We start from the raw sequence: 26369 nt of genomic DNA on the forward strand, positions 1-26369 counted from the left end.
CTGACATGGCAGACCCTCCGACCACGACCCTCGGCGCACCGTGATCGTCTGCCGGGTGCTGCTGGATCTCTCCACCGCTGAGACGGCCACGGTGCCCGACCTCAGCGAGGGGACGGCCAAGAGCCGACTGTCCCGAGGGCTGGCCGAGCTGCGGGCCGCGCTGGCCGAGAAGGAGTGACGATGGACGTCGTACCCGAGCCCCTGACGGAGCTGGTGCACCGCGCCGCCGCCACCATGCCCGCGTACCCCGCTGACCTGGCCGGGATGCGTCGGCGCTGGCAGGCCCGGCGGCGCCGGCGGCGGGCCGTGCTGGCCGGCGGGCTGGTGGCGCTGGTGGCGCTGACCGGCGGCGCGGTGTCCCTGCTGGACGGCCGGGCGGGCACGCCGGCGGACGGACCGCCCCCCGTGGCCGGCGCCTCCTCCCCCGCGCCAGCGCCGGACCGGGTGGCGCAGCGGCTCGTGATTGACGGGCCCGAGTGGTTCGTCCCGGACGGTACGGACCGACCGAGGGTCGGCGTGGCCGCGCTCCCGGCGGCCGAGGTACGTCCCGACGGGTCGGTGGTGCCGTACCGCGTACCGGCGGGATTCCACCTCGGCGCGGCGCTGCCGGACGGCCGGCTGGTCGGCCTGGTGCACCGGGGCGCCGGCCGGCCGCGGTCGCCCGGCGCGAACGCCGACCGGGGCGCCGTCGACCTGGTGCTGGTGGAGCCGGGCGGCGGCGAACGCAGGTATCGCCTCCCGACTCCCGGGGAGCGCGTCGGGATCGTCGGCGCGGACGACCGGACGGTCTACCTGGTCCGGCCGACCGGAGTGGTGGCCCGCGACCTGTCGACCGGCGTGGAGACCGTGGTGCTCGACTCCTCGGTGGTGGGGCCGAACCTGATCGCCCCGGAGGCCCGGGTGACGGGCGGCCGGATCGCGGTCCGTGGCGAGGCCACCCGGACGGTCTGCCTGATCGACGTGTTCGACCTCACCGGCCGGGAGCGGCGTGGCCGGGTGGAGACCGGCCTGGGCTGCCAGTTCGAACTCTCCCCGGACGGCCGGAGCCTCGCCGCCGTCCACCGTCCGCTCGCCGACAGCCGGAAGCAGCGACTCGGGATCTGGGACGTCGGCACCGGGAGGCAGCTCGCCGACGTGCCGGTCGGCACGCTCACCGGCGACCCGGCGACCGCGGGTACGGTGTACGGCCTCGCCTGGGACGACGACCGGACGGCGCGCGCCGTGTGGGCGCAGTTGCCGCCCGGCGCCGACCGGGTCTACCAGGTGCCCGAGGTGATGCGGATCGTCTCCGCCACCACTCAGTAGCGCTGGCGGAGCAGCTGGGCGGCCTCGACCGCCCAGTAGGTGAGGATAATCTGCGCGCCGGCGCGGCGGATGGAGGTGAGCGTCTCCAGGATCACCCGCTCCCGGTCGATCCAGCCGTTCGCGGCGGCCGCCTCGACCATCGCGTACTCGCCGGAGACCTGGTAGGCGGCGACCGGGACGTCCACCGCGGCCCGGACCGCCGCGACCACGTCGAGGTAGGGCAGCGCCGGCTTGACCATCACCATGTCGGCGCCCTCGGCGACGTCCAGCTCGACCTCGCGCAGCGACTCCCGCAGGTTGGCCGGGTCCTGCTGGTAGGTGCGGCGGTCGCCCTCCAACGCCGACTCGACCGCGTCCCGGAACGGGCCGTAGAAGGCCGAGGCGTACTTCACCGCGTACGCCAGCACCGCGACGTCCTGGTGACCGGCGGCGTCGAGGGCCCGGCGGACCACGCCGACCTGGCCGTCCATCATCCCGGACGGCCCGACCACGCCGACCCCGGCGGCCGCTTGGGCCACCGCCATCTCGGCATACGCGGCCAGGGTGGCGTCGTTGTCGACGCCACCGTCCGGGGTGAGCAGCCCGCAGTGCCCGTGCGAGGTGAACTCGTCCAGGCAGAGGTCGCTCATCACCACGGTGGCGTCGCCCACCTCGGAGACGACGTCCCGGATGGCGACGTTGAGGATGCCGTCCGGGTCGATGCCGCCGGAGCCGGTGGCGTCCCGCGACGCCGGCACCCCGAAGAGCATGATCCCGCCCACCCCGGCCTGGACCGCCTCGACGGCGGCCTTGCGCAGCGAGTCCCGGGAGTGCTGGAGCACCCCCGGGAGCGACGCGACGGCCCGTGGCTCGGTCAGCCCCTCCTTGACGAACATCGGCACGACCAGCTCGGCCGGGTCGACGCGGGTCTCGGAGACCAGCCGCCGCACGGCGGCGTTACGACGCAGCCGGCGGGGCCGGATCTCGGGGTACGGCACGACAGCCTCCTGTCAGCGGAACCTCAGGGCGGTCGGCCCCTGCACCTTCGAGCCGCGGCGCTGCTTGGCCGGCATGGCGGCCAGCTTCTCGCGCAACTCGACGGCGTAGGCGGCGAGCGCCTCCACCAGGTCGGGCACCGAGGCGTGCGCAGGCTGCACGTCGACCCGCAGGCCGAACTCCGTCGCCGTCTCCGCCGTCTTGGGCCCGATGACTGCAACAACGGTACGCGCGTGCGGCTTCCCGGCGATACCGACCAGGTTCCGGACGGTGGAGGACGAGGTGAAGAGCACCGCGTCGAACCCGCCGGACTTGATCGCGTCCCGGATCTCGGCGGGCGGCGGGGCGGCCCGGACGGTCCGGTACGCGGTCACGTCGTCGACCTCCCAGCCGCGCTCGGTGAGCCCGGCGGCGAGCGTCTCGGTGGCGATGTCGGCGCGCGGCAGCAGCACCCGGCCCACCGGGTCGAGGATCTCGTCGTGCGGCGAGAACTCGGCCAGCAGCCCCTCGGAGGACTGCTCCCCGGACGGGACCAGCTCCGGCTGGATGCCGAAGGCGCGCACCGCGTCGGCGGTCGCCTCGCCGATGCAGGCGATCTTGACGCCGCCGAAGTGGCGGGCGTCCAGGCCGTGCTCGGCGAACTTCTCCCAGACCGCCCGGACGGCGTTGACCGAGGTGAAGATCACCCAGGCGTACCGGCCGTCGACCAGGCCCTTGACCGCCCGCTCCATCTGGGCCGGGGTGCGCGGCGGCTCGACCGCGATGGTCGGCACCTCGCACGGGATCGCCCCGTACGCGCGCAGCCGGGCGCTCATCGCACCGGCCTGCTCCTTGGTGCGGGGCACCAGCACCTTCCAGCCGTACAGCGGGCGATTCTCCCACCAGCTCAGCTTGTCGCGCTGGGCGACGCCCTCACCGACGGTGAGCACGACCCGGCCGGTGAAGCCGAGCGCCGCCGCGACGAAGGAGTCGACGGTCGACGTGGTGGTGTACTGCGTCTCGCCGGTGCCGTCGCCGGTCACCCCGACGCCGGTGGTGCCGTCCACCCCGGCGGCCAGCAGGCCGTCCCGGACGGCGGCGAGGTCGCCCGCGTCGACCGCGAGGGCCAACGAGCCCCGGCCGACGGCCGCGGCCAGCGCGTCGAAGTCCAGCGTGCTGACGTCCTCGACGTCGGCGGCGGTGCGCACGCCCGGCAGCGGAACACCGGCGTACGTGGCGACACCCTCGGCTTGGCCGACCCCCGGGACCACCTCGAAGTGCGCGGCGGTACGCGCCACCGCCTGCACCTCCTTGACCACCGAGTCGTGCCCGAACGGGTCACCGGCGACCAGGTGCACCGCGTTCAGCCCGGACCGGGCGGCGGAGATGAGCACCTTGGCCACGTCGCCCGGCACACCCTCGGCGGGCGTGAACTGGGCGTCGGACCTGGCCTGGGCGCGGACGGCGTCGAGCAGCGACTCGGGGACCCCCCGGTCGTACACCACCTGGTCGGCGTCGACCAGGGCGTCGTGCGCCCGGCGGGTCAGCAGGCCCGGGTCGCCGGGACCGGCCCCGACGAACGCGATCCGGCCTACGGGCTTACGGGTGCGGGTCATTCTGTGCTCCCAAATTGCTGGGTCCCCGGGCCGGTGTGTCCTTCGTGGCCGAGGATCGAGTCGGCGCCGAGTTCGAGGAGTTCGGCGGCGAGTGCCTTGCCGATCTCCGCCGCGTCGGCGGGCGTACCGGTGCGGGACAGCCGGAGGTCTCGGGTGCCGTCCGGGCTGATCACCGCCCCGCGCAGGTAGATCTCATCACCGGCGTCGCCCTCGGCGAGTTCGGCGTAGGCGGCGACCGGAGCGGAGCATCCGGCCTCCAGGGTGGCCAGCAACGCCCGTTCCGCGGTGACCGCGGCCCGGGACGGTGCGTGGTCGAGCACCGCGAGCAGCTCGACCAGGTCCTGGTCGTCGGCCCGGCACTCCACCGCCAGCGCGCCCTGGGCGGGCGCGGGCAGCATCAGCATCGGGTCGAGCGTTTCGGTGATCACGTCGGTCCGGCCCAGCCGGGCCAGGCCGGCCCGGGCCAGGACGACGGCGTCGAGGTCGGCCTCCGGGCCGAGCACCCGCCGCAGGCGGCTGTCCACGTTGCCCCGGATCGGGGTGACCTCCAGCTGCAGCCCGAGGGCGTGCAGCTGGGCGATCCGGCGCAACGCGCCGGTGCCGACCACGGCGCCCGGCGGCAGCTCGGCGAGGGTACGGCCGCCCGTGGCGACCAGCGCGTCGCGCGGGTCCTGCCGGGGCGGCACCGCCGCGATGTGCAGCCCGGCCGCCGCGGCGGTGGGCAGGTCCTTGTACGAGTGCACCGCGAGGTCGATGGTGCCGACGGTCAGCGCGTCGCGCAGGGCGGAGACGAAGACGCCGACGCCGAGCCGGTGCACCGGGGCCGCCGAGCGGTCACCGGCGGTGACCACCTCGACCAGCTCGACCTCGCGGCCGGTGGCCGCGGTCAGGGCCTCGGCGACCTGGCCGGACTGGGCCATTGCCAGGGCGCTGCCCCGGGTACCGAGGCGCAGGGGCGTGCTCATCGCTCACCTCCGGTGGGCGGGACGTCGACGACGTCGAAGGATGGCCGGCCGTCGGCGTTCTCGACGACGTCGGGAACGGTGTCGACCGGCGAGGTCTGCGGCACGTGGAGGTCGAACAGCTCCCGCAGCAAGGCGGCGTACTGGTCGCCGCCGGGCTCGGCGGCGAGCTGGCGGACCCGCACGGTGGGCTGGTGCAGCAGCCGCTGCACCACCCGGTGCACCGTCCGGGCGACCTCGGCGCGCTGGTCGTCGTCGAAGTCGGGGCGGCGCTGGGCGAGCCGGCGCAGCTCGGCGGTGACCACGTCGTCGGCGCGACCGCGCAGCGCGGCCACGGTGGGCGCCACGTCGGCCCCGCGCAGCCAGCTCAGGAACGACTCGACCTCGCCCGCGACGATCCGGGCGACCTCGGCGGCGTCGGCGGCGGCCGGACCGTCGGCGAGCAGCGCCGCCATCCGGTCGATGTCGATCACCTCGACGCCGGGCAGCTCGGCGACGCCGGGCTCGACGTCGCGCGGCACGGCCAGGTCGAGCAGGACCAGCGGACCCCGGTCGGCGTCGCGGCCGGCCAGCGCCCGGGTGACCCGGTCGAGGGTGAGGACCGGTTCGGTGGCCGCGGTGGCGGCCACTACGATGTCCACTGTGGAGAGGGCGTCGACGAGCTCGGTCATCGGCACGGCGTTCGCCCCGTACGACTCGGCCAGGCGTACCGCCCGGTCGGCGCCCCGGTTGGTGACGGCGAGCGGCCCGGCGCCCAGCCGGGACAGCGTCGCCACGCCCAGCGAGCCCATCGCGCCCGCGCCGACCACCATGGCGGGGCGGCCGGAGAGGTCGCCGTCGAGGTGCTCGGCGGCCAGGTCCAGCGCGGCGGTGACCACGCTCTGCCCGGCGCGGTCGATGTTCGTCTCGGCGTGCGCCCGCTTGCCCACCCGCAGCGCCTGCTGCATCAGCTCGTGCAGCAGCCGCCCGGCCGAGTCGGCCCCGGTCGCCCAGTGGTACGCGTCGCGCAGCTGGCCGAGGATCTGCGCCTCGCCGACCACCATCGAGTCCAGCCCGGCGGCGACCCGGAAGACGTGGTCGACCGCGGCGGCGTCGTAGTGCACGTAGAGGTGGTTGGCCAGCGTCGCCGGCGGGGCGCCGGCCTGCTCGGCGAGGACGGCGCAGATGTCGCCGAGGCCGCCGTGGAAACCGGACACGGCGGCGTAGACCTCCACCCGGTTGCAGGTGGAGACCAGCACCGCCTCGGCGACGTACGGCTGGGCGACCAGGCGGTCCAGCGTGCGGGTGAGGTCGGCGGGGGCGACCGCCAGCTGTTCCAGGGTGGCGACCGGGGCGGTGCGGTAGGACGCGCCGACGACGAGCAGTTTCACGTGCCGATCGCCTCCTGGGTGTCGGTGGCCGCGAGCCCGCCGGGCAGAGCGGTGAGGGCGGACCCGCCGGTGGCGGGGAGCGCGGTCAGCGACGCCTTGCGGTGCTCGTGGAAGGACAGGATCTGCAGCTCGATGGCGAGGTCGACCTTGCGCACGTCGACCCCCTCCGGCACCGAGAGTACGCACGGCGCGAAGTTCAGGATGCTCGTCACGCCGACGGCGACGAGCTGATCGGCGACCGGCTGGGCGGCCGAGGCCGGGGTGGCGATCACGCCGATCGAGATCAACTCCTCGGCGGCCACCCGGGCGAGGTCGTCGACGTGCTGCACGACCAGGCCGTTGATCACCTCGCCGACCCGGGACGGGTCCGCGTCGAAGAGCGCGGCGATCCGGAAGCCACGGCTGGCGAAGCCGCCGTAGCCGGCCAGGGCGTGACCGAGATTACCCACTCCGACCAGGGCGACGGCCCGGCACTGGGTGAGCCCGAGCACGTACTCGATCTGCTCGATCAGCAGCGCGACGTCGTAGCCGACGCCCCGGGTGCCGTACGAGCCGAGGTGGGAGAGGTCCTTGCGGAGCTTGGCCGAGTTGACCCCGGCGGCGCTGGCCAGTCCCTCGCTGGAGACGGTCTCGTGACCGCTCTCGGCGAGGTTGTGCAGCGCGCGGAGGTACTCGGGGAGCCGCGCGACGGTCGCCTCCGGAAGATCCGGGAGCGCCGGTACGGCACCGGCGCGGCCGGGCGCGCCAGGGTGACGGTGCTGACTCATGAGACTCCGTGCGGTGCGATCCTCGGCCAGCTCCGGTGCCCGGCCGTTTCGGGACCCCCGCTCGCGGCCGAGAGTGTCGGCCGTGCTAGCGGGGCGCGTCGGAACTACAGAGTAGGCGCTTGTGAAGACGTGCACAAATCGCGATCTTGCTGACTCGCGACGCCCGTCCACCAGGCCCTCCATTCCGCAAGATCGATCCGGCGGCCTTGGCCGGCGCCGCTCGGCGATTATTGCTCAATCCCGACTTCTCTGACCAATCACACAAGGCGCGGCGGGCCCGCGGCGTACTCCTCACCAGCGCCGGAGCGGTCCCACCCGGCGCGGCCGGCCGGGCCCGGCGTGCGGTGCCGGCCCGGGGTAGGGCCAACCCGACCGCGAACGGGGCAGCCCGCCGGATGGGCATTCCGGGCCGGGCGTCCCTAGCCTCGGAGCATGACCACCGCCACCGCGGTCACGCCGGTACCGAGCGTGAGCCGCCAACTGATGCGCGACACCGGGTACGTCCTGCTCGGCCTCCCCCTGGCGCTGTTCGGCCTGGTGGTGCTGACGGCCGGCCTCGCGCTCGGCGTCGGGCTGGCGGTGCTGGTGGTGGGCCTGCCGATCATGACCGGCACGCTCTACACCGCGCGCGGCCTGGCCGACGTGGAGCGGCTGCGGCTGCCCACGGTGCTCCGGATGCCCCGGATCCGCCCCCGCTACCTGACCCCGCCACCGGCGGCCGGCGCCTGGCGACGGATCTTCACCCCGATCCGGGACGGGCAGTCCTGGCTCGACCTGGCGCACGGCATCGCCCGGTCGGTGGTAGCGGTCGTCACGTTCGCCATCACCGTCGCCTGGTGGGTCGTCGCGCTCGCCGGCACCCTCTACCCCGCGTACGACTGGGCCCTCCCCTACGGCCCGGACGACCGCAGCCTGGCCGACCTGCTCGGTCTCGGTGACGGGCCGGTGGCCCGGATCGGCCTGAACACCGCGATCGGCCTGATCTTCCTGCTCACCCTGCCGATCGTGGTCCGCGGCTGCGCGCTGCTCCAGGCCGGCTTCGCGCGCGGGCTGCTCACCGGCGTGGCCGAGATGCGCGACCGGATCACCGTGCTGGAGGAGCAGAAGCGGGCGGCGGTGTCGGCCGAGGCGGCGGCCCTGCGCCGGCTGGAACGGGACATCCACGACGGCCCCCAGCAGCGACTGGTCCGGCTGGCGATGGACCTGAGCCGGGCCCGGCAGCAGCTCGCCACCGACCCGCAGGCCGCTGCCCGGACCCTGGACGAGGCGATCGCCCAGACCCGGGACACCCTGGCCGAGCTGCGGGCCCTTTCCCGGGGCATCGCACCGCCGGTGCTGGTCGACCGGGGCCTGCCCAGCGCGGTGGCCGCCCTGGCCGGCCGTAGCCTGGTGCCGGTCGACCTGACCCTCGACGACCGGCTGGGCAACCCGAAGGGCCGGCTCGACCCGCTGGTGGAGAGCACCGCCTACTTCGTGGTCGCCGAGGCGCTGACCAACGTGGCCAAGCACAGCGGCGCGACCGGCTGCGCGGTGACCGTGCAGCGCCGCGACGACCAGCTCGACGTCACCGTCAGTGACGACGGGGCCGGTGGTGCGCACGTGGCGAAGGGGCACGGCCTCGCCGGCATCGCCGACCGGGTACGCGCCGCCGGCGGCGTACTCCGGGTGGACAGCCCGGTCGGCGGGCCGACCATCGTGCGGGCCGTGCTGCCGCTGTGACCCCGGCACCCGCCCGGACGTGGTAGACACCGCGGCATGCGAGTACTGATCGCCGACGACGCCGTACTGCTCCGGGAGGGCCTGGTCCGGCTGCTCACCGAACAGGGACACGAGGTGGTGGCCGCCGTCGGGGACGGTGAGGCGCTGGTGGAGGCGGTGGTGGCGCACCGGCCGGACGTCTCGATCGTGGACGTGCGGATGCCGCCCACCCACACCGACGAGGGGCTGCGCGCGGCCGTCCGGGCCCGCGAGCTGGTCCCCCGTACGCCGATCCTGGTGCTCTCCCAGTACGTCGAGGTGTCGTACGCCGACGACCTGCTGTCCACGGCGGGCGGGGGCGGCGGCGGGATCGGCTACCTGCTCAAGGAGCGGGTGGCCGCGATCGACGAGTTCCTCGACGCGCTGGCCCGGGTGGCCGCCGGCGGCACCGTGCTCGACCCGGAGGTGGTCGGCCAGCTGCTGGTCCGGCGCCGCCGGGACGACCCGCTGGGCGAGCTGACCCCGCGCGAGCGGGAGGTGCTGGCGCTGATGGCCGAGGGCCGCTCCAACGCCGCCATCGCGAAATCCCTGGTGGTGACGGACGGCGCGGTGGAGAAGCACGTCCGCAACATCTTCACCAAGCTCCACCTGCCGCCGGACACCGACCACCACCGCCGGGTCCTGGCCGTCCTCGCCCACCTCCGTGCCTGACCGACCCCCGGCCCAGCGCCAGTCCGACTCCCGGTTGATCAAGAAGTTTGCGTCGCGTCCGGGCCGATTCCTGACGCAAACCTCTTGATCAACGCGGCCGGACCGACGGGGGCCGGGGTGGGGTCAGAAACGGGTGGCCAGGGTGACCGCTTCGGTGAGGGTGTCGGCGGTGGGGTGGGGGGTGGCGCGCAGGGCGGCGGGGTCGGAGAGGCCGCCGGTGTAGAGGACGCAGCGGGCGCCGACGCTCTCCGCGGCGTGCGCGTCGTCGACCGAATCGCCGATCAGCACCACCGACTCGCCGGCCAGGCCCAGCTCGGCCAGGTGCTTCTCCAGCCACTCCGCCTTGTGGCCGCCGCCGACCGTGGCGCGCAGCCCGTCCACCCGGGCGAAGTGCGGGGTCAGGCCGTAGGTGTGCACGGTCGGCACCAGCTCGTCGTGGAACCACATCGACAGCAGCGACTGGCTGCCCGGCCAGGCGGCGATCGCCGCCAGCGCGTCGTCGGCCAGCCCGCAGCTGGTCAGCCCGGCCCGGTACGCGTCGTGGAAGATCCGGTCGAGCGCGCCGAACGCCTCGGCGTCGATCGCCCGCCCCAGCATCTCGGCGTAGTAGTCGACGATCGGCCGGCGGAACCGCACCCGGTGCTCGTCGACCGTCACCGACGGGCCGCCGGCGCTGGCGAAGGCCACGTTGGTGGCCTGCACCACCAGGCTGAGGTCGTTGAGCAGGGTGCCGTTCCAGTCCCACACCAGGTGGTCGCGCGCAGGGCTCATCGCAGCAGCCTAAGGCCCTGCTCAGAGCTGCGGTGTGGTCAGGTCCCGCAGCAGCCGGTCCTCCTCGACCCGCCAGTAGCCGTGCTCCTTGCCGTCGAGCAGCACCACCGGCAGCCGGTCGCCGTAGTCGCGCTCCAGCTCGACGTCGCCCGTGACGTCCTTCTCCACCCACTTGTCGCCGGTGACCGCCACCACCCGGTCCAGCGCCGCCTTGGCGTCCTCACAGAGGTGGCAGCCGGGCCGGGTGATCAGGGTGAGCCGGGCGTCACTGGACATCGGGGACCTCCGTGCGTCGGGGCCGGGGCGGCGCCGCCGGGGACGGCGCCGACCGCAGCTGGGTCTTGCGTACCTTCCCGATCACCGAGTACGGCAGTTCGTCGACGAACTCGACGGCGGTCGGGCACTTGAACCGGGCCAGGTTACGCGCGCAGTGGGCGAGCAGCTCCTCGCCGGTGACCGGACGCCCCGGCGCCGGCACCACGTACGCCCGCACAGTCTCACCCGTGCGCGGGTGCGGCACACCCAGGACGGCCGAGCCGACCACCCCCGGGTGCGCCTCGAGCACCAGCTCGACCTCGCGCGGGTAGACGTTGAAGCCGTTGACCAGGATCAGCTCGCCCAACCGGTCGACCAGGAAGAGGTCTCCGTCGTCGTCGGCGTAGGCGACGTCGCCGGTGGCCCACCAGCCGTCCGCGTCCGGGCCGCCCCGGCCGTCCGGCCAGTAGCCGGTGAACAGGTTCGCCCCGCGGACCACGATCTGGCCCGGGTCGGTGCCGGGCGAGGAGTCGGCGAGCCACGGGTCGTCGTCCGGGTCGTCGTCCGGCTCCGCGACGCCGTCGCGCCACAGGTCGGTCCCGTCGGCGGCGACCAGGCGCAGCTCGACACCGGGCAGCGGCCGGCCGATCGAGCCGGGCTTCGGCTCGCCGCCGACCAGGGTGGTGGTGAGCACCGGCGCGGTCTCGGTCAGGCCGTACCCGACGTGCACCGGATGCCCGGTGACCTCGGTGAAGCGCGCCGCGGCGGCCGGGTCCAGCGGCGCCGCGCCGCAGACCGCGACCCGCACCGACGCCATCGCCGCAACGACCGCGTCGGCGTCCGCCGTGGACCAGGCCAGGAACATCGACGGTACGCCGACCAGCACGCTGACCCGGTGCCGGGCGATCTCGTCGAGCGCGCAGCCGGGGCCGAGCTCGTCGACCAGCACCCCGGTCGCGCCGTGCTGGATCACCGCCCCCAGCCCCGTGTTCAGCCCGTACGCGTGGAACAGCGGCAGCGCGAGCAGCACGGTGTCCCCGGGCCCGACCACCGGCGGGGAGATCCGGCCCACCTGGTCCTGATTGGCGGCCAGCGCCCGGTGCGACAGCATCGCGCCCTTGGGCTGCCCCTCGGTGCCCGAGGTGTAGAGCAGCACCGCGAGGTCGCCGCCGGGGCGCGCCGGCAGTTCACCCGCCTCCTCGGGCGGGGTGGTGTGCACGGCGGTGAGCGCCGGCAGCTCGAGACCGGCCACCCGGTCCCGGACGGCCTCGGTGCCGCAGAGCAGCGTCGCGCCGGAGTCGGCGAGCACGTGCCGCAGCTCGCGGGCGGTGAGGCCGGGGTTGACCGGCACCGCGACCAGCCCGGCGCGCAGCGTGGCCAGGTAGGCGACCACGAAGTCCGGCGTGTTCGGCAACGCGATCGCCACCCGCGCCGGCGGGTCGGTCGGCACGGCCGGCCCGGCGGCGGCCAGCGCCCGGGCCACGGCGGTCACCCGGGCGTCCAGTTCGGACCAGGTCAGGGTCTGCTCGCGCCAGTGCAGCGCGGGTCGGTCGCCGTGGTCGGCGGCCGCTCGGCGGAGCCGGTCGGCGAGGTCGGGCGCGGAGCTGTCGGTGGCGTCCTGCACGGTCGCTGAGTCTGGCACAGCAGCCCCGGAGGGACCATGCTTGCGTCGGGGGGCACGCCGCCGGTCCGGCGACACGCCGACACGCCGAAGCCGGTTCATTTCCGGTCCGACCTGGACTTTCCACTCGGGATCAAGGCGCGACGTGAAAGTCAACCGCACACGACGGACAACTGGTCCGCCATCTGTGCGACGGGGCCGGAAATACTTTGGCCCTGTGTAACGGACTTGCCACGCGCGGGTGACGTTGGCCCTATCATCACTCGGGTCGGCTCACCCCATTTGCCGTGAGTCGACACCCCTCAGCCCGAGGAGGCCCCCGTGCCTGTGAGCGCATTGGACCAGCACCTCAGGGGGATCTGCCGCACGTCGGCACACCCCTGTGCGACCCTGCCCGCCCGGGGCGGACCGGACGCCGCGGCGACCCGTCGCCGCACCGCCCGGTCGGCCGGCGCGCGGACCGGGGAGGCGCGGTGACCACCTTCGGCTACGCGGAGCGCCCCGCCGGCCTGACCGGCCCGACACCCCGGACGTCGCCCAACGAGCGGCTGGACCCGGGGCACGGCTCCGATCGGCGCAACCGGCACAACGAGGCCCCGGCCCGGCCGGCGGTACCCGGTGGGAACGCGAAACCGGCCGGTGGCCGGGTCGCGTCCCCGGCCCGCCCGACCATGCCGGTGCAGAGCCGGCGGGTCGGCGAGCCGCCGGCGGTGACCGACCCGTCCGGCGCCGAGACCGCCGTGCTGCCGGCCGTGCCCGCCGCCGACACCGCCGTGCTGCCGGCCGTGCCGGCGACCGCGACGCCGGCGACCGGATTTCCCAGCCGGCCCGACCCGTCCGACCCGGCGACCGAGGTCTGGGCGCTGGTGGAGCGCGCGCAGGCCGGCGAGGCCGAGGCGTTCGGCCTGATCTACGACCGGTACGTCGACACCGTCTTCCGCTTCGTCTACTTCCGGGTCGGCAACCGCCAACTGGCCGAGGACCTCACCTCGGACACGTTCCTGCGGGCGCTCAAGCGGATCGGCAGCTTCACCTGGCAGGGCCGCGACCTGGGCGCCTGGCTGGTCACCATCGCCCGCAACCTGGTGGCGGACCACTTCAAGTCCGGCCGCTACCGGCTGGAGGTCACCACCGGCGACGTGCTCGACGCCGACCGGGAGGACCGGGGCCCGGAGGGTAGCCCCGAGGCGGCGGTGGTCGAGCACATCACCAACGTCGCGCTGCTCACCGCCGTCAAGCAGCTCAACCCGGAACAGCAGGAGTGCATCGTGCTCCGCTTCCTGCAGGGCTTCTCAGTTGCCGAGACGGCCCGCGCGATGGGCAAGAACGAGGGCGCGATCAAGGCGTTGCAATATCGCGCCGTCCGCGCCCTGGCCCGCCTGCTCCCGGACGGTTTCCAGCCCTGAGCCCCTGCGACGACGATCACTCTTCGTGATTTCGGCAGCGGCCGGCCCGTAACCCGTGCCCGCCGCGGACCGTTTCTCCGGGTGCGACCGGTGGTTGCCCCGGCGCCCCCGGACCACCCGGTCCGGAGCAGCGCGGCCGGCCAACACCTTCGTCCGTCGGCGTACGCCGCCGCCGGTCGCTGGGAACCACCACGGCCGAGGCGGCCGTGACCAGCGAGAGGGGGTGCCTGCGGTGGACAGTGACCTCTTCTCCCGTCGTCGGGCCGCACGTTTCGCCCAGCTTCTCGACGAGGCGAACGGCGGCCGGCGTCACCATGTCCGGTCCCGTGCCGACGAGTCGCTCACCGCCCTGGTGGCGGTCGGTCAGCGACTCGTCGCCGAGCGGCCGGACATCGAGGTCGACGCGGAGTTCCGCAGCGGGCTCCGGGCCATGCTGGTGGCGACCGCGGAGCGGGACGGCATGGGCGCGGCGACCACGACCACACCCGCCCGCACGACCGAGGCGGCTTCGCGTGGCTCGCTGCTGGGCGCGGTGACCGCCCGTCAGATCCGCGCCCGGGGCGCCATCCTGGTCGGCATCGCCGCCGGCGCCGTCGCCGTGTCGGGCATCTCCGCCGCCAGCGAGGACGCGGTCCCCGGCGACGCGCTGTACGGCATGAAGCGCTCCACCGAACGCGCCCAGCTCGCCCTGACCGGCTCCGACCTCAGCCGGGGCCAGCTCTTCCTCGACTTCGCCCGTACCCGGCTGGACGAGGCCGGCACGCTCCGCGGCGACCTGGCCGGGTTCAGCGCGGTGCTGGACGACATGGACGCCGACACCCGCCAGGGCGTGCGGCTGCTCACCACCACCGCCGCCCAGCGCTCCGACCCGGCCGGGCTGGACGCGGTGAACACCTTCGTGACCGGGCAGCGCAAGGCGGTCGGTGGCCTGCTCGACGGGGCCAGCCGCGCCGAGCGGGACCGGACCCGCCGTTCGCTGGCCCTGCTGGACGCGATCCGCAAGCGCTCCGACGCGCTGCGCGCCGCCATCGCCTGCGGCCTGCCCGCGCCGGTCGCCAGCGACGCGCTCGGCCCGGCCCCGGCGACCTGCCCCAGCGACCGCTGAGCGGCAGAGCCGTTCACACCACAGTTGCGCCTTCGGACGTCCGCCCGTAACCGACCCCCGACTACCCTCAGGGGTGCAGCGGTCGTCGTACGGAGGGAGGTCGGATGGCCCGCACCCGCAAGGTCACGGTCAGCACCGACGTCCACGGGCACACCGCCGGCTGGGCCGACGCCGAGCTCGACCGGCCCGTCCCCGCCGAGCCGGACCCCACCGCCGCGGCCTTCTTCGACGTGGACAACACGATGATGCAGGGCGCCTCGATCTACTGGTTCGCCCGTGGCCTGGCCGCCCGCAAGTACTTCACCACCGGCGACCTGGCCCGGTTCGCCTGGCAGCAGGCCCGGTTCCGGCTGCTGGCCACCGAGAACGCCGTCGACATGTCGCAGGCCAAGGAGGCCGCCCTGGCCTTCATCGAGGGCTGGCGGGTGGACGAGATCGAGCGCCTCGCCGAGGAGATCTTCGACGAGCTGATGGCCCCGCGCATCTGGGCCGGTACCCGCCGGCTCGCGCAGCGGCACCTCGACGCCGGCGAGCGGGTGTGGCTGGTCAGCGCCGCCCCGGTGGAGATCGGCCGGGTGATCGCCACTCGGCTCGGCCTGACCGGTGCGGTGGGTACGGTGGCCGAGGTGGTCGACGGCGCGTACACCGGGCGGCTGGTCGGCGACCTGATGCACGGGCCGGCCAAGGCGGAGGCGGTCGCCCAGCTCGCCGCGGTGGAGGGGCTGGACCTGACGCGCTGCGCCGCCTACAGCGACTCGGTTAACGACCTGCCGATGCTCACCGCCGTCGGGCGGGCGGTCGCGATCAACCCGGACGGGACGCTGCTGCGGCAGGCCCGCGAGCGGGGCTGGGAGGTGCGGGACTTCCGCACCGGGCGGCGGGCCGTCAAGATCGCCGTACCCTCCACCGCCGCGGCCGGCCTGCTCGCCGGCGCGGTCAGCGCCGGCCTGGCCCTCCACCGCCGCCGCCGCACCCCCTGACCCCCACCACGAAGCACCCACCCCGCCCCGCCGCGCAGCCCGCCCCCACCGAAGCGCGCACCTACAGAGAAAGCGTGGCTATTCGGCGAGGAATAGCCACGCTCTCTCTGTAAGTGCGGCTCGGCGAGGAGGTGCGACGGGCGGGGGTGCGGGTCAGGGGCCGAAGGGGTCGGGGCGGCGTTCCAGGAGTTTGTGGAGGGTGTGCTGGATGGTTTCGCGGACCTGATCGGCGAGGTTGAACACGACCAGCGGGTCGTCGGCGGAGTCGGTGAGGTGCGCCGTCGGGATCGGCGGGCAGAACTCGATCAGCCACTTGCTCGGCAACGGCACCATGCCCAGCGGCCCGAGCCACGGGAACGTCGGCGTGACCGGGAAGTACGGGAGCTTCAGCAGCCGGGCGAGCGGCTTGATGTCGGCGAGCATCGGATAGATCTCCTCGCCGCCGACGATGGCGACCGGCACGATCGGGGTGGCGGTGCGCAGCGCCGCCGAGACGAAACCGCCTCGGCCGAACCGTTGCAGCTTGTAGCGGTCGGAGTAGAGCTTGCCGATGCCCTTGAAGCCCTCGGGGAAGACGCCGACGAGTTCACCGTTGCGGAGCAGCCGCTCCGCGTCCGGGTTGCAGGCGACCGTGCCGCCGGTCTTGCGGGCGATCTCCGAGACCACCGGCATCCGGAACACCAGGTCGGCGCCGAGCAGCCGCAGGTAGCGGCGCGCCGGGTGCTGGTCGTGCAGGGCGGTGGAGAGGATCAGCGCGTCCAGGGCGACCGTGCCGGAGTGGTTGCCGACGACCAGACCCGCCCCGTCGCCGGGCACGTTCTCCAGGCCGGTGACCTCGGTGCGGAACCAGTCCCGGTAGAGCAGGCGCAGCAGCGGGTGGAAGACCGAGTCGGTCAGGTCCGGGTCGAAGCCGAACTCGTCGACCTCGTACTCGCCGGAGAGCCGTCGGCGCAGGAAGGCCAGGCCGGCCGCGACCCTGCGGTCCCAGTGGTCCCCCGGCCGGTCCGGCACCGCCGCCCCGGTCGGGGCGTCCGCCGGCACCCGCCCGGCCTCGTCGCCATGGGTGGACCGGTTCCGCGCCCCGGTCGCCGGCTCGTCGACCCCGATGTTCAGCTCGTCGGCCCCGGTGCCGGGCTCGTCGCTCCGGGCGCCGGGCTCGTCGGCGGCGGTGCCGGGCTCGTCGGTCCCGGCGGACGGCTCGTCGCTGGTGGACTGGTTCGCGCCCGTCCGGGCGGACGGGATCGGCTCGTCGGTGGCGGAGGTGTCCGGCTCGGTCAGGGCCGCCGGCTCCGCGGCGGCGGCGGCCGTGGTACGCCGGTGCCCGTTGCTTCGCGTCGGCTGACCGCCCGGCCCGGCCACGGTCAGCGGTACGTCGTACCGACCGTCGGGCCGCTCCTCGGACCGGCTCACGAGCGCTCCCGAACGGCCGACCGGACCTGACGGATGCTCTCCAGCACGAGCTGCTCGGCGGTGGCCAGGGTGTTGCGGGTGAGCACCACTCCGCCGTGGTGGGCGCGGATGAAGTCGTCGAACGCGGCGGCGGTGGAGCGCGGGGTGAAGCCGTACTCCCGCTCCAGCCGGCTGGTGTCGACCACCCGGCCGTGCACGAACAGGTCGACCTGGTCGAGGCCGTAGCGGCCGAAGCCGAGGTTGCGGGCGAGCGCGGCGGCACCGGACAGGCCCGGCTCCAGCACCGGCACGGCGACCCGGCCGGCCCGGCGGATCGCCTGGGAGAGCGAGAGCACCCCCGGCCCGGCGACGTTGTAGGTGCCCGGGTGCTCCTCGGCGATGGACCGGTGCAGCACCTCCAAGGCGTCGTCGAAGTGCACGAACTGCAGCCGCGGGTCGCGCCCGAAGACGGTGGGCACCACCGGCTGGGAGAAGTAGCGGGTGAGCGTGGTGTCGGCGGTGGAGCCGATGAACGGCGCGAAGCGCAGCACGGTCGCGGTCACGTCGGGACGGCGGCGGCGGAAGCCGCGGACGTACCCCTCGATGTCGAGGATGTCGCGGCCGAAACCGCCGCGCGGCACCTCGCGCGGCTCGGTCTCCTCGGTGAAGACCGCCGGGTCGCGGAAGGACGCACCGTACGCGGCCGTGGAGGAGCGGACCACCAGCTTGCGCAGCCGCGGCGCCCGCTGGCAGGCGGCGAGCAGCTGCATGGTGCCGATGACGTTCTGCTCCTTCATCGCCGCCCGGCCGCCGTGCTGGGGGTCGGGCGAGCTGACCAGGGCGAGGTGCACCACGGCGTCGACGTCCAGGTCGACGAGGAGCCCGCCGAGCGAGCCGAGGTCGAGCCGGACCCGCTCGACCCGGTCGAGCAGGTCGGTGAACTCGGGGCCGGGGGTGGCCGGGTCGACGCCGATCACCCGCTCGATGCGCGGGTCGGCGGCGAGCCGGGCGGCGACGTGCGCGCCGAGATAGCGGCCGACCCCGGTGACGACGACGACCCCCGGAGCACCTGAGGTGCCACCGGGGGTCATCTCGTACGCCCTGACCGGCAGACGGGACCGAGCCGGGACGTCCGCGGCCTGATCACCTGAGCCTCCGAGGGTCGACAGTTGGCAAGTGGTGCCGGAAGCCGGGCCGTGGCCCGGCCCCGGTCACTTGCCGAGACGGCGACGCTGGACGCGGGTCTTGCGCAGCAGCTTGCGGTGCTTCTTCTTAGCCATGCGCTTGCGGCGCTTCTTGACCACCGAGCCCATACGACAGCCTTTCAATGCAAACGTGCGGGGCGGACGAGTGACGCCACGTCGGTGGCGCCGGTGACCGCTTGCGGACAACGGACCGGACCAGCCTGGTGGCGTCGGGGCTCACCGGCGAGGGTCACGATCGGCTCCAGGGTAGCCGGAGTGCGTCAGCAGGACCAACGCGCCCCCGTCGATGCCCGTTACGTCGCAGTCGGCGCACCGCCCGGCGAGGGATCAGGCGGTTTCCTGAAACGCGCCCCGGAGGTAGTCGTGCACCGCGTGCTCCGGGACCCGGAACGACCGGCCGACCCGGACCGCGGTGAGCTCACCGCTGTGCACCAGGCGGTAGACCGTCATCTTGGACACCCGCATGACCGACGCCACCTCGGCGACGGTGAGGAACTTGACATCCGACAGCCGACCGTCGGACTGCGACCCGGCCATGGCTCACCCGACCCATCCCATGCCCGGCGCGTACCGAGCGACCGGAGCTTCCGTCCGGGCCGGCAACGCGCGTGTTACCAGTACGGTAGCGGGGCCGCTGTGACCGGCGCGATCCCTTCGTACAACTGATCATGCCCGGGTCGCCGTTCACCCGACCGTGACCTGCCGTTTCGCCCCCGCCTGCGCGCGGCGTCCCGTTCCCGGGACCGGTGGCGGGCACCGGTCCCGCGAGGCCCCGACGGCGACCGGCGGACTCATTCGGCCCGCAGCGCGACCACCGGGTCGAGCCGGCCGGCCCGCTGCGCCGGCACCACCCCGAAGACGATGCCCACCGCCGCCGACACCCCGAACGCCAGCGCCAGCGACCACCAGGTGATCGCGGCCGGGATCGGCGAAAAGGCGTCCACCAGCAGCGCGGTGCCCACGCCGAGCGCCATCCCGGTCAGCCCGCCGATCGCGGTGAGCAGCACCGCCTCCAGCAGGAACTGCACGCCGATGTCGCGGGGGCGGGCGCCGACGGCCTTGCGCAGGCCGATCTCCCGGGTCCGTTCGCGCACCGAGACCAGCATGATGTTGGAGACGCCCACCCCGCCGACGAGCAGCGAGATGCCGGCGATGGCCGCGAGCACGCCGGTGAGCACGCCGAGGATGTCGCCGAGCACGCCGAGGATCTGCTGCTGGGTGACCGCGCTGAACTCGGTGTCCGGGTGCCGGCGGGACAGCTCGGCGACGATCCGGTCGCCCAGCTCGTCGATCCGCTCCCGGTCCGGGGCCTTGACCGCGATGCCGTCCACCCGCTGGGTGCCCCAGAGCCGCTGGGCCGCGGTGACCGGCACGTGCACCTCGTCGTCCCGGTCGACGCCGAGGCTCTGCCCGAGCGGCGCGAACACCCCGATCACCCGGAACCGGACGCCGGCGAGCGCGACCTGCTGGCCGAGCGGATCCCGGTCGGGAAAGAGCGCGCGGGCCACCGAGTCGCCGAGCACCGCCACCCGGCGGCTGGTGTCCACGTCGGCACCGGTCAGGTAGCGGCCCCGGGCCAGCGAGCGGGTGAAGACCGTCGGGGTGGTCTCCAGCACCCCCTGCACGGTGGTGAAGTCGGAGCGGTTGCCGGCCCGGGCCGTCGCGCCGGAGGCGATGGTGACCGCGACCCGGCTGGGATCGCCGACCACCCGGGAGACCGCGTCGACGTCGGAGAGGGTCAGCGGGGAGACCACCGGCGCGGTGCCGACGTCGATCCGGCCCGGTACCACCAGCAGCAGGTTGGAGCCGAGCCCCTCGACCTGCTGTTCGACCTTCTGCTTGGTACCGGTGCCGATGGCGACCAGCAACACCACGGACGCCACCCCGATGATCACGCCGAGCATGGTCAGCGCGCTGCGCATCCGGTTGGCCCGCAGCGCGTCCAGCGCCACCCGCCACGCCTCGGCGAGCCTCACGACACCCCGCCGGCCCGCTCGTCGCCCACCCGGTCCGGCCCGGCCGCGTCCACCTGGGAGATGCCCCGGGTCGCGGCGTCCGCGCCGAGTCGCGGCCCGGCCGCACGGTCCGCGTCCGGTCCCGGCCGGTCGGCGGCGTCCACCTCGGATCCCGGTCCGGCCCCTTCGGGGGTACGCCGATCGGCCGCCGGATCGCGCGGAAGGCGTCCGGTGGCTCCGGTGGCGCCACCGGAGCCACCGGACGGGCGCCCCGGGCCGCTTCCGGACGCGGACCGGGGCTCCGCGCTGGGAGCGTCCACCAGTGTGTCAGGTACCGCCACGGGCCCGGACGCCGGTCGATCATGAGCGGTCGAGGCGCTGTCCGACACCACCACCCCGTCGCGCATCGCGATCCGCCGTCGGGCCCGGGCCGCCACCTCGTTGTCGTGGGTCACCATCACCAGCGCCACTCCGGACTCGGCGTTGAGCTGCTCCAGCAGGGCCAGCACCGCCTGGCCGGTCACCGTGTCCAGGTTGCCGGTCGGCTCGTCGGCGAGCAGCACCGTCGGGTCGGTGACCAACGCCCGGGCGATCGCCACCCGCTGCTGCTCGCCACCGGAGAGCTGGTTGGGGCGGTGGTCCAGCCGGTGTCCCAGGCCGACCCGGCCGAGCATCGCGGCCGCCCGCTCGCGCCGCTGCCGGGCCCCGACGCCGCGGTAGACCAGCGGCAGCGCCACGTTGTCCACCGCCGACGTGCGCGGCAGCAGGTGGAACGCCTGGAAGACGAAGCCGATGGTCTCGTTGCGCAGCGTCGCCAGCTCCGGCGCGGAGAGGGCGCCGACGTCGCGACCGCCGATCACCAGCCGACCGCCGGTGGGCTGGTCCAGCCCGCCGAGCAGGTGCATCAGGGTCGACTTGCCGGAGCCGGACGGCCCGACCACGGCCACGTAATCTCCCGGCGCCACGGTCAGCGAGACGCCGCGCAGCGCCGGCACGGAGACACCGTCGAGCTGGTACGTCCGGGAGACGTCCACCGCCTCGATCGCCGCCGGACCGCTCACGGCCATCCCCTCGTCGGCTTGGTCCGCACGCTCACCGGGTCACCGTCGTTCGCGGCTGCGGGGCTCGCGGGACCGGCGCACTCCTCGCGCTCACCGGACTTCCTGGCCGTCCTGGACCTGGTCGGTGCCGCGCACCACGACGCGGTCGCCGGCCTGCACCCCGTCGAGGATCTGCACCAGGTCCTGCCCCTGCACGCCCACCGTCACCGGCGCCCGGTCCGCCCGGCCGTCGCGGACCAGCCAGACGGCGTCCCGGCCGTCGGCGGAGAAGACCGCCGAGGCGGGGACGGTGACCGCGTCGGCGGCCTCGCGTACCCGCAGGTGCACCACGGCGTTCATGCCGGGGCGGGGCGCCGGTGCGGCCTCGCCCTCGCCGAGCCGGCCCGCACCGAGGGCGAGCCGCACCCGGTAGGTGACCCCGCCCCGGGCGGAGCTGGTGGGCAGCACGTCGACCGAGCGGACCGTGGCGTCGTAGCTGGCGCCGGTGACCGCGTCCAGTTCGACGTCGGCGACCAGGCCGGGGCGGACCAGCAGCACGTCGGTCTCGTCCACCTCGGCGAGCAGGCCGAGCGCGCCCGTGTCCACGATGGTCAGCACGGGCGTGCCGGCGGTGACCCGGCCGCCGGCGACCACCGCGTCGTCCACGCCCGGCGGTGGGCCGGCGCGGGACGGGGTGAGCGCCGACGGATCGATCCCGGCCGGCACCTGCCCGCCGCCGAGCAGGGCGGACAGGTCGGTGCCACCGCCGCCCGGGGCGCCGCCGGGCTGCACGACTCCCCCGATCGGGGCGCGCAGGGTCAGCGCGTCGACGGTCGCCTTCGCCAGGTCGTACGCCTGCCGGGCCTGGAGCCGTTGCGCGGCCGACAGCGCGCCGACCGCCGAGTTGAGACCGGCGACGCCCCGCTGCACCGACCGGACGGCCTGGTCGGCGGTACGCGCCGCGGCGGCGTACTGCTGCTGGGCGGAGGTCACCTGGGCGAGCAGCGCGTCCCGTACCTGCTGGTCGGCGATCTTCCCGGCGGCGTTCCGGGCGGCGTCGAACGCCTCGTCGGCGGCCTGGTCGGTGCCGCGCCGGCGGATGCCCAGGTCGCCCACGCCGACGCCCCGGCCGGCCCGTTCGGCGGCCCGGAGGGCGTCGCGCGCCTGGCGGAGGCGCTCCTGGGCGGACGGGGAGTTGATCACGGCGAGCACCTGACCGCGCCTGACCCGCTGGCCCGGCTGGACCCGCAGACTGCTGACGGTGCCGTCGGCGGGTGCGGTCAGGGTGGCCGCGGCGCGGGCGGTCACGGTGGCCGGAGCGTCGATCACCTCGGCGACGGCGGCCCGGCCGGCCGGGGCCAGCGCGACGGTGGACTCGTCGTCCCCGCAGGAGGCGGCGGTGGTGCCGGTGAGGACGACGACGGCGAGCAGGGCGGTGAGCAGGCGGGGCCGCGTGGCTACGGGGGGCCGCGGCGAATCGGGGCGGCGCACGGGCCAACCTTAGCCCCGCGTCGATACGACGCCGAACGGCGCGATCGGCCTACCGGCCGGCCCGCGTCCACCCGGCGAAGAGTCGGTCCCCTGTCATCGGACGATCGTCCGGACGTAGGCGACGCACTCGTCGTGCAGGGCGGTCCACGGGTCGCCGAGAACCTGCTCGGACGCGTCGTCCAGCGACCGCCGGTCGTGCACCACGGCCCGGAAGAAGTCGAGCACCTGCTGCTCGCCGTACCGGTCGACGAGGTGGCGGACGGCCAGGTAGCCGACCCCGTAGCTGCCGCCGACCCGGTCGGCCGGGGCGGCGTCGGCCGGGGTCAGGGCGTCCAGCCGGCCGTTCCACCCGCCGGCGACGAGCTGCCCGGCCTCGTCCAGCCCCTCGTAGCGGCTCACCGGCGCCCCGTCGGCACCGGCGTACTCGGCCAGCCCCTCCACCAGCCACCAGGTCTGCTTGCCCGGGTAGCCCCGCGCCGGCAGCGAGGCGGCGTGGGTCAGCTCGTGCCGCAGCAGCTCACCGGTGGCGGTGGCGGTCAGCCCGTCGGCGTTGAGCACCACCTCGTGGTGGCCGCCGCCGACGGTGACCGCGTACCCGGCGGTCCACTTCGGTCGGCCACCGCCGTACCAGCGTCGCCACTCGGGGCCGCCGGCGTAGAAGATCCGGTAGCGGTCCGGCGGTGGGCCGGCGACCGCGTACCGGTCGGCGACCGTCGCCGCGGCCTCGGCCTCGGCGAGCAGGCCGGGCAGCTTCCCGCGCAACGCCGGGGTGGTGGCCACCATGGTGCGCGGGCCGACGGCGACGACCAGGTCGCTGACCTCCCAGGGGCGGACCCCGGCCTGCGCGGAGCGAGACTCCTCGACGGCGACCAGCAGCGGTACGCCGCCGTTCTCCCGCCAGCGGGTGCCGATCAGGACCGGGCTGGGCGCGCAGTTCGGCACGAGGAAGCAGTACCGGAAGGTCACCAGTTGCCGCCACTGCCCCGCCTGCCCGGCGACCGGGATGGGCAGCCCGGACGGCTCGGCCCGCCACACCGTCACCCGGAGCGCGCGCAGTGCGGCGAAGCGGCGGCCCAGATCGGCGCGGGCGGCGGGGTCCGCGACGGCGAGGAAACCGCGCCGATCGCCGCCGAGCAGGGCGTCCGCCTGCCGGGCGAGCTGGGCGGAGAGCTGGTCGCCCATCCGGCGGGCAGCCGCCGTGGCCGGATCGGGCGGGCGGGTGGCGGAGCGATCCACCGGGGCGCGCTCGGGGGTGCCATCGACCAAGCCGGCCAGCAGCGCCGCCGGTACGCCGCAGCCCACCACCGCCAGCACCACCGCGACCGCGACCCAGAGCGGCCAGCGGCGGCGTGAGCCGGGCTCGCCCACCCCGGCGGTCGGGGGCGGCTGGTCCACCCGTGCAGTCGGGCTCGACTCGTCCCCGTCAGTAGGGCGCGACTCGTCGGCCCCGTCGGTGAGGCGCGGCTCGTCCACCCCGTCGGTCACCGGCGAAGGGTACGACCAATCGGGGCGATCCGGCCAGAGCCGCCCGCGCGTCGGCAGCATGCCGGCGGGCCTGCACACCCGGTGGAACCCTCTGCCGCAGGACGGTGGCGTGCACACGGACAGTGACCGGGGCGGCGTCGGAAGGGGGTGTCTACTCGCCTATCGAGCTGATGACGTTAACGACTCACGGAAGGCCGGCTCCGGTGGCGTTGCGACGGAGCCGGCTGCCGTCCGACAGAGACGGGCCGCTACCCGGCTGGCCGCCGGACCACAGCCGCGCGTCAGGGGTGGCCCGAATCGTTTACGACATCAGATCGACAGGGCGCGACCACCGCAGGTGGGGTGCCGTGGACGGGCCGCCCACCGGAGCCCTCACCAGCGGTCGCCGTCAGCGGGTCACCCACAGCGCCGGGATCCAACCCGCCAGCAGACACCACCGGAAGGCCGGACCATGAACCACCGGCAGGCGCCGAGATCGGACCGACCAGCAGCCACCACAGGAGGCGCGACCACGAGCTACCCGGCGGCGCGAGCGGGTGACTGGGCCCGGTCAGGCCGGGTGGCCGCTGTGGCTGAGCAGCGCCCGGTCCACGGCCCAGAGGGCGACCAGACCCACCGCGAGCAACGGATGCCCGGCGAGGGCGAGCAGCACGCCGGCGGCGAGGAAGCAGGCCGCCTGGACGGCGTACTTGGCTGCCGGGGCGCCCCGGACCCGGGCCCGGGGCGAGCAGAAGACGCCCCAGACCAGCGCGATCAACAGCGGTGCGCCGAGCCCGGCGACCAGCCGGACGGCCAGGCCCGCGTCGAGGGTGAAGCCCCACCAGCCGGCGGCGACGAGCATCGCCATCTCCACCAGGAAGGCGATCGTCAGCAGTACGGCCCTCATCAGGACTCCCAGTCCCGGTACGCGGTGTCCAACGCGGCCACCAACTGGTCGAAGGACCGGTCGATGCCTCGGGGCAGGCCGAAGCCACCGGCCGCCTCCAGGGTGACGAAGCCGTGCACGGCGCTGCGGAACAGGCGTGCGGCGTCGACGGCGGCGTCACCGGTCAGGCCGTACCCGTGCAGGATCGCGTAGACGGTGTCGAGGGCCCGCCGGCCGGCGGCGACGTGCTCGGGGTCGGTCGGGTCGGGCACCCGCTGCGCCGCCGGGTAGCGGCCGGGGTGCCGGCGGGCGTAGTCGCGCCAGGCGGTGGCGACCGCCCGCAGCGCGTCCGCCCCGGCGCGCCCGGCGGCGGCCGAGGTCATCGCGTCGGCGAGTTCGTCGACGGCCAGCGCGGCCAGCTTCTGGCTCAACGCGTCGGCACCCTTGACGTGCTTGTAGAGGCTGGGCAGCGCGACGCCGAGCCGGCCGGCGAGCGCGGCCAGGGTCAGCCGCTCGTAACCGACCTCGTCGGCGAGGCGGGCCGCCTCGCGGACCACCGTCGACGGGGTGAGCCCGGCCCTAGGCACGCGTGGTCACCGCCAGGAACTCGACGAGCTGGGCAGCGGTGGCCGCCGGCTGGTCGGCGTGCGGGTAGTGGCCGGAGTCGGCGATCATGCGGGCCTCTGCGGTGTCGAAGAGGCGGCGGGCGGCGCGCGCCTCGCCGCCCGGGTCGGCGAAGTCGGGGTCCTTCGCGCCCATCAGCACCAGCACCGGCTGCCGCACGTCGGCCGCCCGGGCCGTCCAGTGCGGGGCGACCGGCGCGACCACGCCGCGGACCGCCGCCATCCGGCCGCGCAGGCCGGCGACCAGCTCCCTGCGGTACGCGGCGTCGTCGGCGGGCCGGTCACCGGGGAAGAGCGTCCGGTGGAACATGCCGAACAGCCGGGGACTGCGCAGCACCGCCGCCTGGGCCAGCCGCATCGCCGGGTTGGGCCGGGGCTGGGCCACGAACGCGCCGATCTGCACGATGCCGTTGACCAGGTCGGGCGCGTCCCCGGCGGCGAAGACGACGGCCGCCGCGCTGGACGAGCTGCCGACCAGGGTGGCCGGGCCGCCGAGGGTACGCACCACGGCCAGCAGGTCCGAGCCGACCTCGGCCGGGGCGTACGACGGCCAGTGGGCGCTGGAGTCGCCGTGCCCCCGGACGTCCACCGAGGCCACCCGGTAGCCGGCCGCGACCAGCAGCGGGATCAGGTGGCGGAAGGATCGTCGGTTCTCCCCCATGCCGTGCGCGAGGACCACCAGCGGCCCCTCGCCGTGCACCTCGTACGCGATGGTGCCGCCGTCCCGCTCCACCCGGCTAATGCTCATAGCCATAAAGCTAAGAGCATTAGCCAGGTGTGTCAACGGTCGAACGC

Annotated in this window: 25 protein-coding genes and 1 pseudogene; 7 read left to right on the top strand and 19 right to left on the bottom strand. The window is 74.9% G+C overall.

Translation table 11 applies throughout. The features are described from left to right. The first annotated feature begins 40 nt into the window (after window positions 1-40). Complete coding sequence (locus tag V6U89_RS13375; protein ID WP_442933914.1) at window positions 41-178, top strand: sigma factor-like helix-turn-helix DNA-binding protein; 138 nt, start codon at window positions 41-43, stop codon at window positions 176-178. 2 nt (window positions 179-180) lie between these two features. After that, window positions 181-1305 (top strand): hypothetical protein, encoded by a 1125-nt coding sequence (locus tag V6U89_RS13380; protein WP_334571286.1) that lies wholly within the window; start codon window positions 181-183, stop codon window positions 1303-1305. Here V6U89_RS13380 and hemB read toward each other — a convergent pair. The 5 genes from hemB to V6U89_RS13405 are packed head-to-tail and all read right to left on the bottom strand — an operon-like array spanning window position 1299 to window position 6974. Beyond that, window positions 1299-2282, bottom strand: a complete 984-nt coding sequence (hemB, locus tag V6U89_RS13385; protein WP_334571288.1) for a porphobilinogen synthase — start codon at window positions 2280-2282, stop codon at window positions 1299-1301. The two genes, V6U89_RS13380 and hemB, sit on opposite strands and share 7 nt — an antisense overlap. 12 nt (window positions 2283-2294) lie before the next feature. Then, on the bottom strand, window positions 2295-3875 hold the full coding sequence (locus V6U89_RS13390; RefSeq protein WP_088960146.1) for a uroporphyrinogen-III synthase: 1581 nt from the start codon (window positions 3873-3875) through the stop codon (window positions 2295-2297). Beyond that, a complete protein-coding gene (gene hemC / locus V6U89_RS13395) occupies window positions 3872-4840 on the bottom strand; it encodes a hydroxymethylbilane synthase (protein WP_334571290.1) in 969 nt (322 codons plus the stop codon). The genes V6U89_RS13390 and hemC overlap by 4 nt, the downstream gene beginning before the upstream one ends. Continuing rightward, on the bottom strand, window positions 4837-6207 hold the full coding sequence (locus V6U89_RS13400) for a glutamyl-tRNA reductase (protein WP_334571291.1): 1371 nt from the start codon (window positions 6205-6207) through the stop codon (window positions 4837-4839). The genes hemC and V6U89_RS13400 overlap by 4 nt, the downstream gene beginning before the upstream one ends. Continuing rightward, entirely contained in the window at window positions 6204-6974 is a 771-nt protein-coding gene (locus V6U89_RS13405) for a redox-sensing transcriptional repressor Rex (protein ID WP_334571293.1), read from the bottom strand. The genes V6U89_RS13400 and V6U89_RS13405 overlap by 4 nt, the downstream gene beginning before the upstream one ends. A gap of 432 nt (window positions 6975-7406) precedes the next feature. On the opposite strand from V6U89_RS13405, the gene V6U89_RS13410 reads away from it, so the two are divergent. Beyond that, window positions 7407-8693: a sensor histidine kinase gene (locus V6U89_RS13410; protein WP_210773610.1), complete on the top strand. Its 1287-nt coding sequence runs from the start codon at window positions 7407-7409 to the stop codon at window positions 8691-8693. Between the two features lie 36 nt (window positions 8694-8729). Next, window positions 8730-9383, top strand: a complete 654-nt coding sequence (locus tag V6U89_RS13415; protein WP_088960141.1) for a response regulator — start codon at window positions 8730-8732, stop codon at window positions 9381-9383. Between the two features lie 123 nt (window positions 9384-9506). Here V6U89_RS13415 and V6U89_RS13420 read toward each other — a convergent pair whose 3' ends face one another. The 3 genes from V6U89_RS13420 to V6U89_RS13430 are packed head-to-tail and all read right to left on the bottom strand — an operon-like array spanning window position 9507 to window position 12132. Continuing rightward, on the bottom strand, window positions 9507-10154 hold the full coding sequence (locus tag V6U89_RS13420) for an HAD family hydrolase (RefSeq protein ID WP_334571296.1): 648 nt from the start codon (window positions 10152-10154) through the stop codon (window positions 9507-9509). Between the two features lie 21 nt (window positions 10155-10175). Next, a complete protein-coding gene (locus V6U89_RS13425) occupies window positions 10176-10430 on the bottom strand; it encodes a glutaredoxin family protein (RefSeq protein WP_088960139.1) in 255 nt (84 codons plus the stop codon). Further along, window positions 10420-12132, bottom strand: a complete 1713-nt coding sequence (locus tag V6U89_RS13430; RefSeq protein ID WP_334571298.1) for an AMP-binding protein — start codon at window positions 12130-12132, stop codon at window positions 10420-10422. Before V6U89_RS13430 ends, V6U89_RS13425 begins: the two co-directional genes overlap by 11 nt. A 371-nt stretch (window positions 12133-12503) precedes the next feature. Between V6U89_RS13430 and V6U89_RS13435 the strand changes: the two genes are divergently transcribed. The 3 genes from V6U89_RS13435 (at window position 12504) to V6U89_RS13445 (ending at window position 15521) form a co-directional block, all read left to right on the top strand. After that, window positions 12504-13436, top strand: a complete 933-nt coding sequence (locus V6U89_RS13435; protein ID WP_334571299.1) for an ECF subfamily RNA polymerase sigma factor, BldN family — start codon at window positions 12504-12506, stop codon at window positions 13434-13436. Between the two features lie 232 nt (window positions 13437-13668). Continuing rightward, window positions 13669-14541 carry a DUF5667 domain-containing protein gene (locus tag V6U89_RS13440; protein WP_334571301.1) on the top strand — a complete coding sequence of 291 codons (873 nt, stop codon included), beginning with the start codon at window positions 13669-13671 and terminating at the stop codon, window positions 14539-14541. 104 nt (window positions 14542-14645) lie between these two features. Beyond that, entirely contained in the window at window positions 14646-15521 is an 876-nt protein-coding gene (locus V6U89_RS13445; protein ID WP_334571302.1) for an HAD family hydrolase, read from the top strand. 153 nt (window positions 15522-15674) lie between these two features. On the opposite strand, the gene V6U89_RS13450 is transcribed toward V6U89_RS13445, so the two are convergent. From V6U89_RS13450 to V6U89_RS13500, 11 genes and pseudogenes are all read right to left on the bottom strand, one after another. Continuing rightward, window positions 15675-16562 carry a lysophospholipid acyltransferase family protein gene (locus V6U89_RS13450; RefSeq protein WP_334571408.1) on the bottom strand — a complete coding sequence of 296 codons (888 nt, stop codon included), beginning with the start codon at window positions 16560-16562 and terminating at the stop codon, window positions 15675-15677. Window positions 16563-16927: 365 nt separating this feature from the next. Beyond that, window positions 16928-18001, bottom strand: coding sequence for an NAD-dependent epimerase/dehydratase family protein (locus V6U89_RS13455; RefSeq protein ID WP_334571303.1), 1074 nt, complete (start codon window positions 17999-18001; stop codon window positions 16928-16930). A gap of 120 nt (window positions 18002-18121) precedes the next feature. Next, on the bottom strand, window positions 18122-18223 hold the full coding sequence (locus V6U89_RS13460; protein ID WP_007465623.1) for a 30S ribosomal protein bS22: 102 nt from the start codon (window positions 18221-18223) through the stop codon (window positions 18122-18124). A 219-nt stretch (window positions 18224-18442) separates the two neighbouring features. Beyond that, the gene (locus V6U89_RS13465; RefSeq protein WP_088960133.1) at window positions 18443-18652 is read right to left on the bottom strand and encodes a helix-turn-helix domain-containing protein; all 210 of its coding nucleotides are present in this window, start codon (window positions 18650-18652) and stop codon (window positions 18443-18445) included. 254 nt (window positions 18653-18906) lie between these two features. Continuing rightward, window positions 18907-20091, bottom strand: a complete 1185-nt coding sequence (locus V6U89_RS13470) for an ABC transporter permease (RefSeq protein WP_334571304.1) — start codon at window positions 20089-20091, stop codon at window positions 18907-18909. 203 nt (window positions 20092-20294) lie between these two features. Next, window positions 20295-21137: pseudogene (locus V6U89_RS13475) on the bottom strand (ABC transporter ATP-binding protein); the annotation flags it as partial. 84 nt (window positions 21138-21221) lie between these two features. Next, window positions 21222-22601 carry an efflux RND transporter periplasmic adaptor subunit gene (locus tag V6U89_RS13480; RefSeq protein WP_334571305.1) on the bottom strand — a complete coding sequence of 460 codons (1380 nt, stop codon included), beginning with the start codon at window positions 22599-22601 and terminating at the stop codon, window positions 21222-21224. 93 nt (window positions 22602-22694) lie between these two features. After that, entirely contained in the window at window positions 22695-24086 is a 1392-nt protein-coding gene (locus tag V6U89_RS13485; protein ID WP_334571307.1) for a hypothetical protein, read from the bottom strand. Window positions 24087-24636: 550 nt separating this feature from the next. Further along, window positions 24637-24972: a YrdB family protein gene (locus V6U89_RS13490; protein WP_334571309.1), complete on the bottom strand. Its 336-nt coding sequence runs from the start codon at window positions 24970-24972 to the stop codon at window positions 24637-24639. Continuing rightward, window positions 24972-25538 (bottom strand): TetR/AcrR family transcriptional regulator, encoded by a 567-nt coding sequence (locus tag V6U89_RS13495; protein WP_334571311.1) that lies wholly within the window; start codon window positions 25536-25538, stop codon window positions 24972-24974. Before V6U89_RS13495 ends, V6U89_RS13490 begins: the two co-directional genes overlap by 1 nt. Continuing rightward, window positions 25531-26322 carry an alpha/beta fold hydrolase gene (locus V6U89_RS13500; protein WP_334571312.1) on the bottom strand — a complete coding sequence of 264 codons (792 nt, stop codon included), beginning with the start codon at window positions 26320-26322 and terminating at the stop codon, window positions 25531-25533. The genes V6U89_RS13495 and V6U89_RS13500 overlap by 8 nt, the downstream gene beginning before the upstream one ends. Between the last annotated feature and the right edge of the window lie 47 nt (window positions 26323-26369).

Origin of the sequence: Micromonospora sp. CPCC 206171 (assembly GCF_036906755.1) — a bacterium.
Classification (GTDB): Bacteria; Actinomycetota; Actinomycetes; order Mycobacteriales; family Micromonosporaceae; genus Micromonospora; species Micromonospora purpureochromogenes.

Excerpts from the sequence above, each read along its gene's own strand:
- V6U89_RS13490 (WP_334571309.1), bottom strand. The coding sequence starts at position 24,972 with ATGAGGGCCGTACTGCTGACGATCGCCTTCCTGGTGGAGATGGCGATG.
- V6U89_RS13445 (WP_334571302.1), top strand. The coding sequence starts at position 14,646 with ATGGCCCGCACCCGCAAGGTCACGGTCAGCACCGACGTCCACGGGCAC.
- V6U89_RS13465 (WP_088960133.1), bottom strand. The coding sequence starts at position 18,652 with ATGGCCGGGTCGCAGTCCGACGGTCGGCTGTCGGATGTCAAGTTCCTC.
- V6U89_RS13405 (WP_334571293.1), bottom strand. The coding sequence starts at position 6,974 with ATGAGTCAGCACCGTCACCCTGGCGCGCCCGGCCGCGCCGGTGCCGTA.
- V6U89_RS13460 (WP_007465623.1), bottom strand. The coding sequence starts at position 18,223 with ATGGGCTCGGTGGTCAAGAAGCGCCGCAAGCGCATGGCTAAGAAGAAG.
- V6U89_RS13425 (WP_088960139.1), bottom strand. The coding sequence starts at position 10,430 with ATGTCCAGTGACGCCCGGCTCACCCTGATCACCCGGCCCGGCTGCCAC.
- V6U89_RS13410 (WP_210773610.1), top strand. The coding sequence starts at position 7,407 with ATGACCACCGCCACCGCGGTCACGCCGGTACCGAGCGTGAGCCGCCAA.
- V6U89_RS13430 (WP_334571298.1), bottom strand. The coding sequence starts at position 12,132 with ATGAACCGGCTTCGGCGTGTCGGCGTGTCGCCGGACCGGCGGCGTGCC.
- V6U89_RS13390 (WP_088960146.1), bottom strand. The coding sequence starts at position 3,875 with ATGACCCGCACCCGTAAGCCCGTAGGCCGGATCGCGTTCGTCGGGGCC.
- V6U89_RS13420 (WP_334571296.1), bottom strand. The coding sequence starts at position 10,154 with ATGAGCCCTGCGCGCGACCACCTGGTGTGGGACTGGAACGGCACCCTG.
- hemC (WP_334571290.1), bottom strand. The coding sequence starts at position 4,840 with ATGAGCACGCCCCTGCGCCTCGGTACCCGGGGCAGCGCCCTGGCAATG.
- V6U89_RS13415 (WP_088960141.1), top strand. The coding sequence starts at position 8,730 with ATGCGAGTACTGATCGCCGACGACGCCGTACTGCTCCGGGAGGGCCTG.
- V6U89_RS13455 (WP_334571303.1), bottom strand. The coding sequence starts at position 18,001 with ATGACCCCCGGTGGCACCTCAGGTGCTCCGGGGGTCGTCGTCGTCACC.
- V6U89_RS13500 (WP_334571312.1), bottom strand. The coding sequence starts at position 26,322 with ATGAGCATTAGCCGGGTGGAGCGGGACGGCGGCACCATCGCGTACGAG.
- V6U89_RS13380 (WP_334571286.1), top strand. The coding sequence starts at position 181 with ATGGACGTCGTACCCGAGCCCCTGACGGAGCTGGTGCACCGCGCCGCC.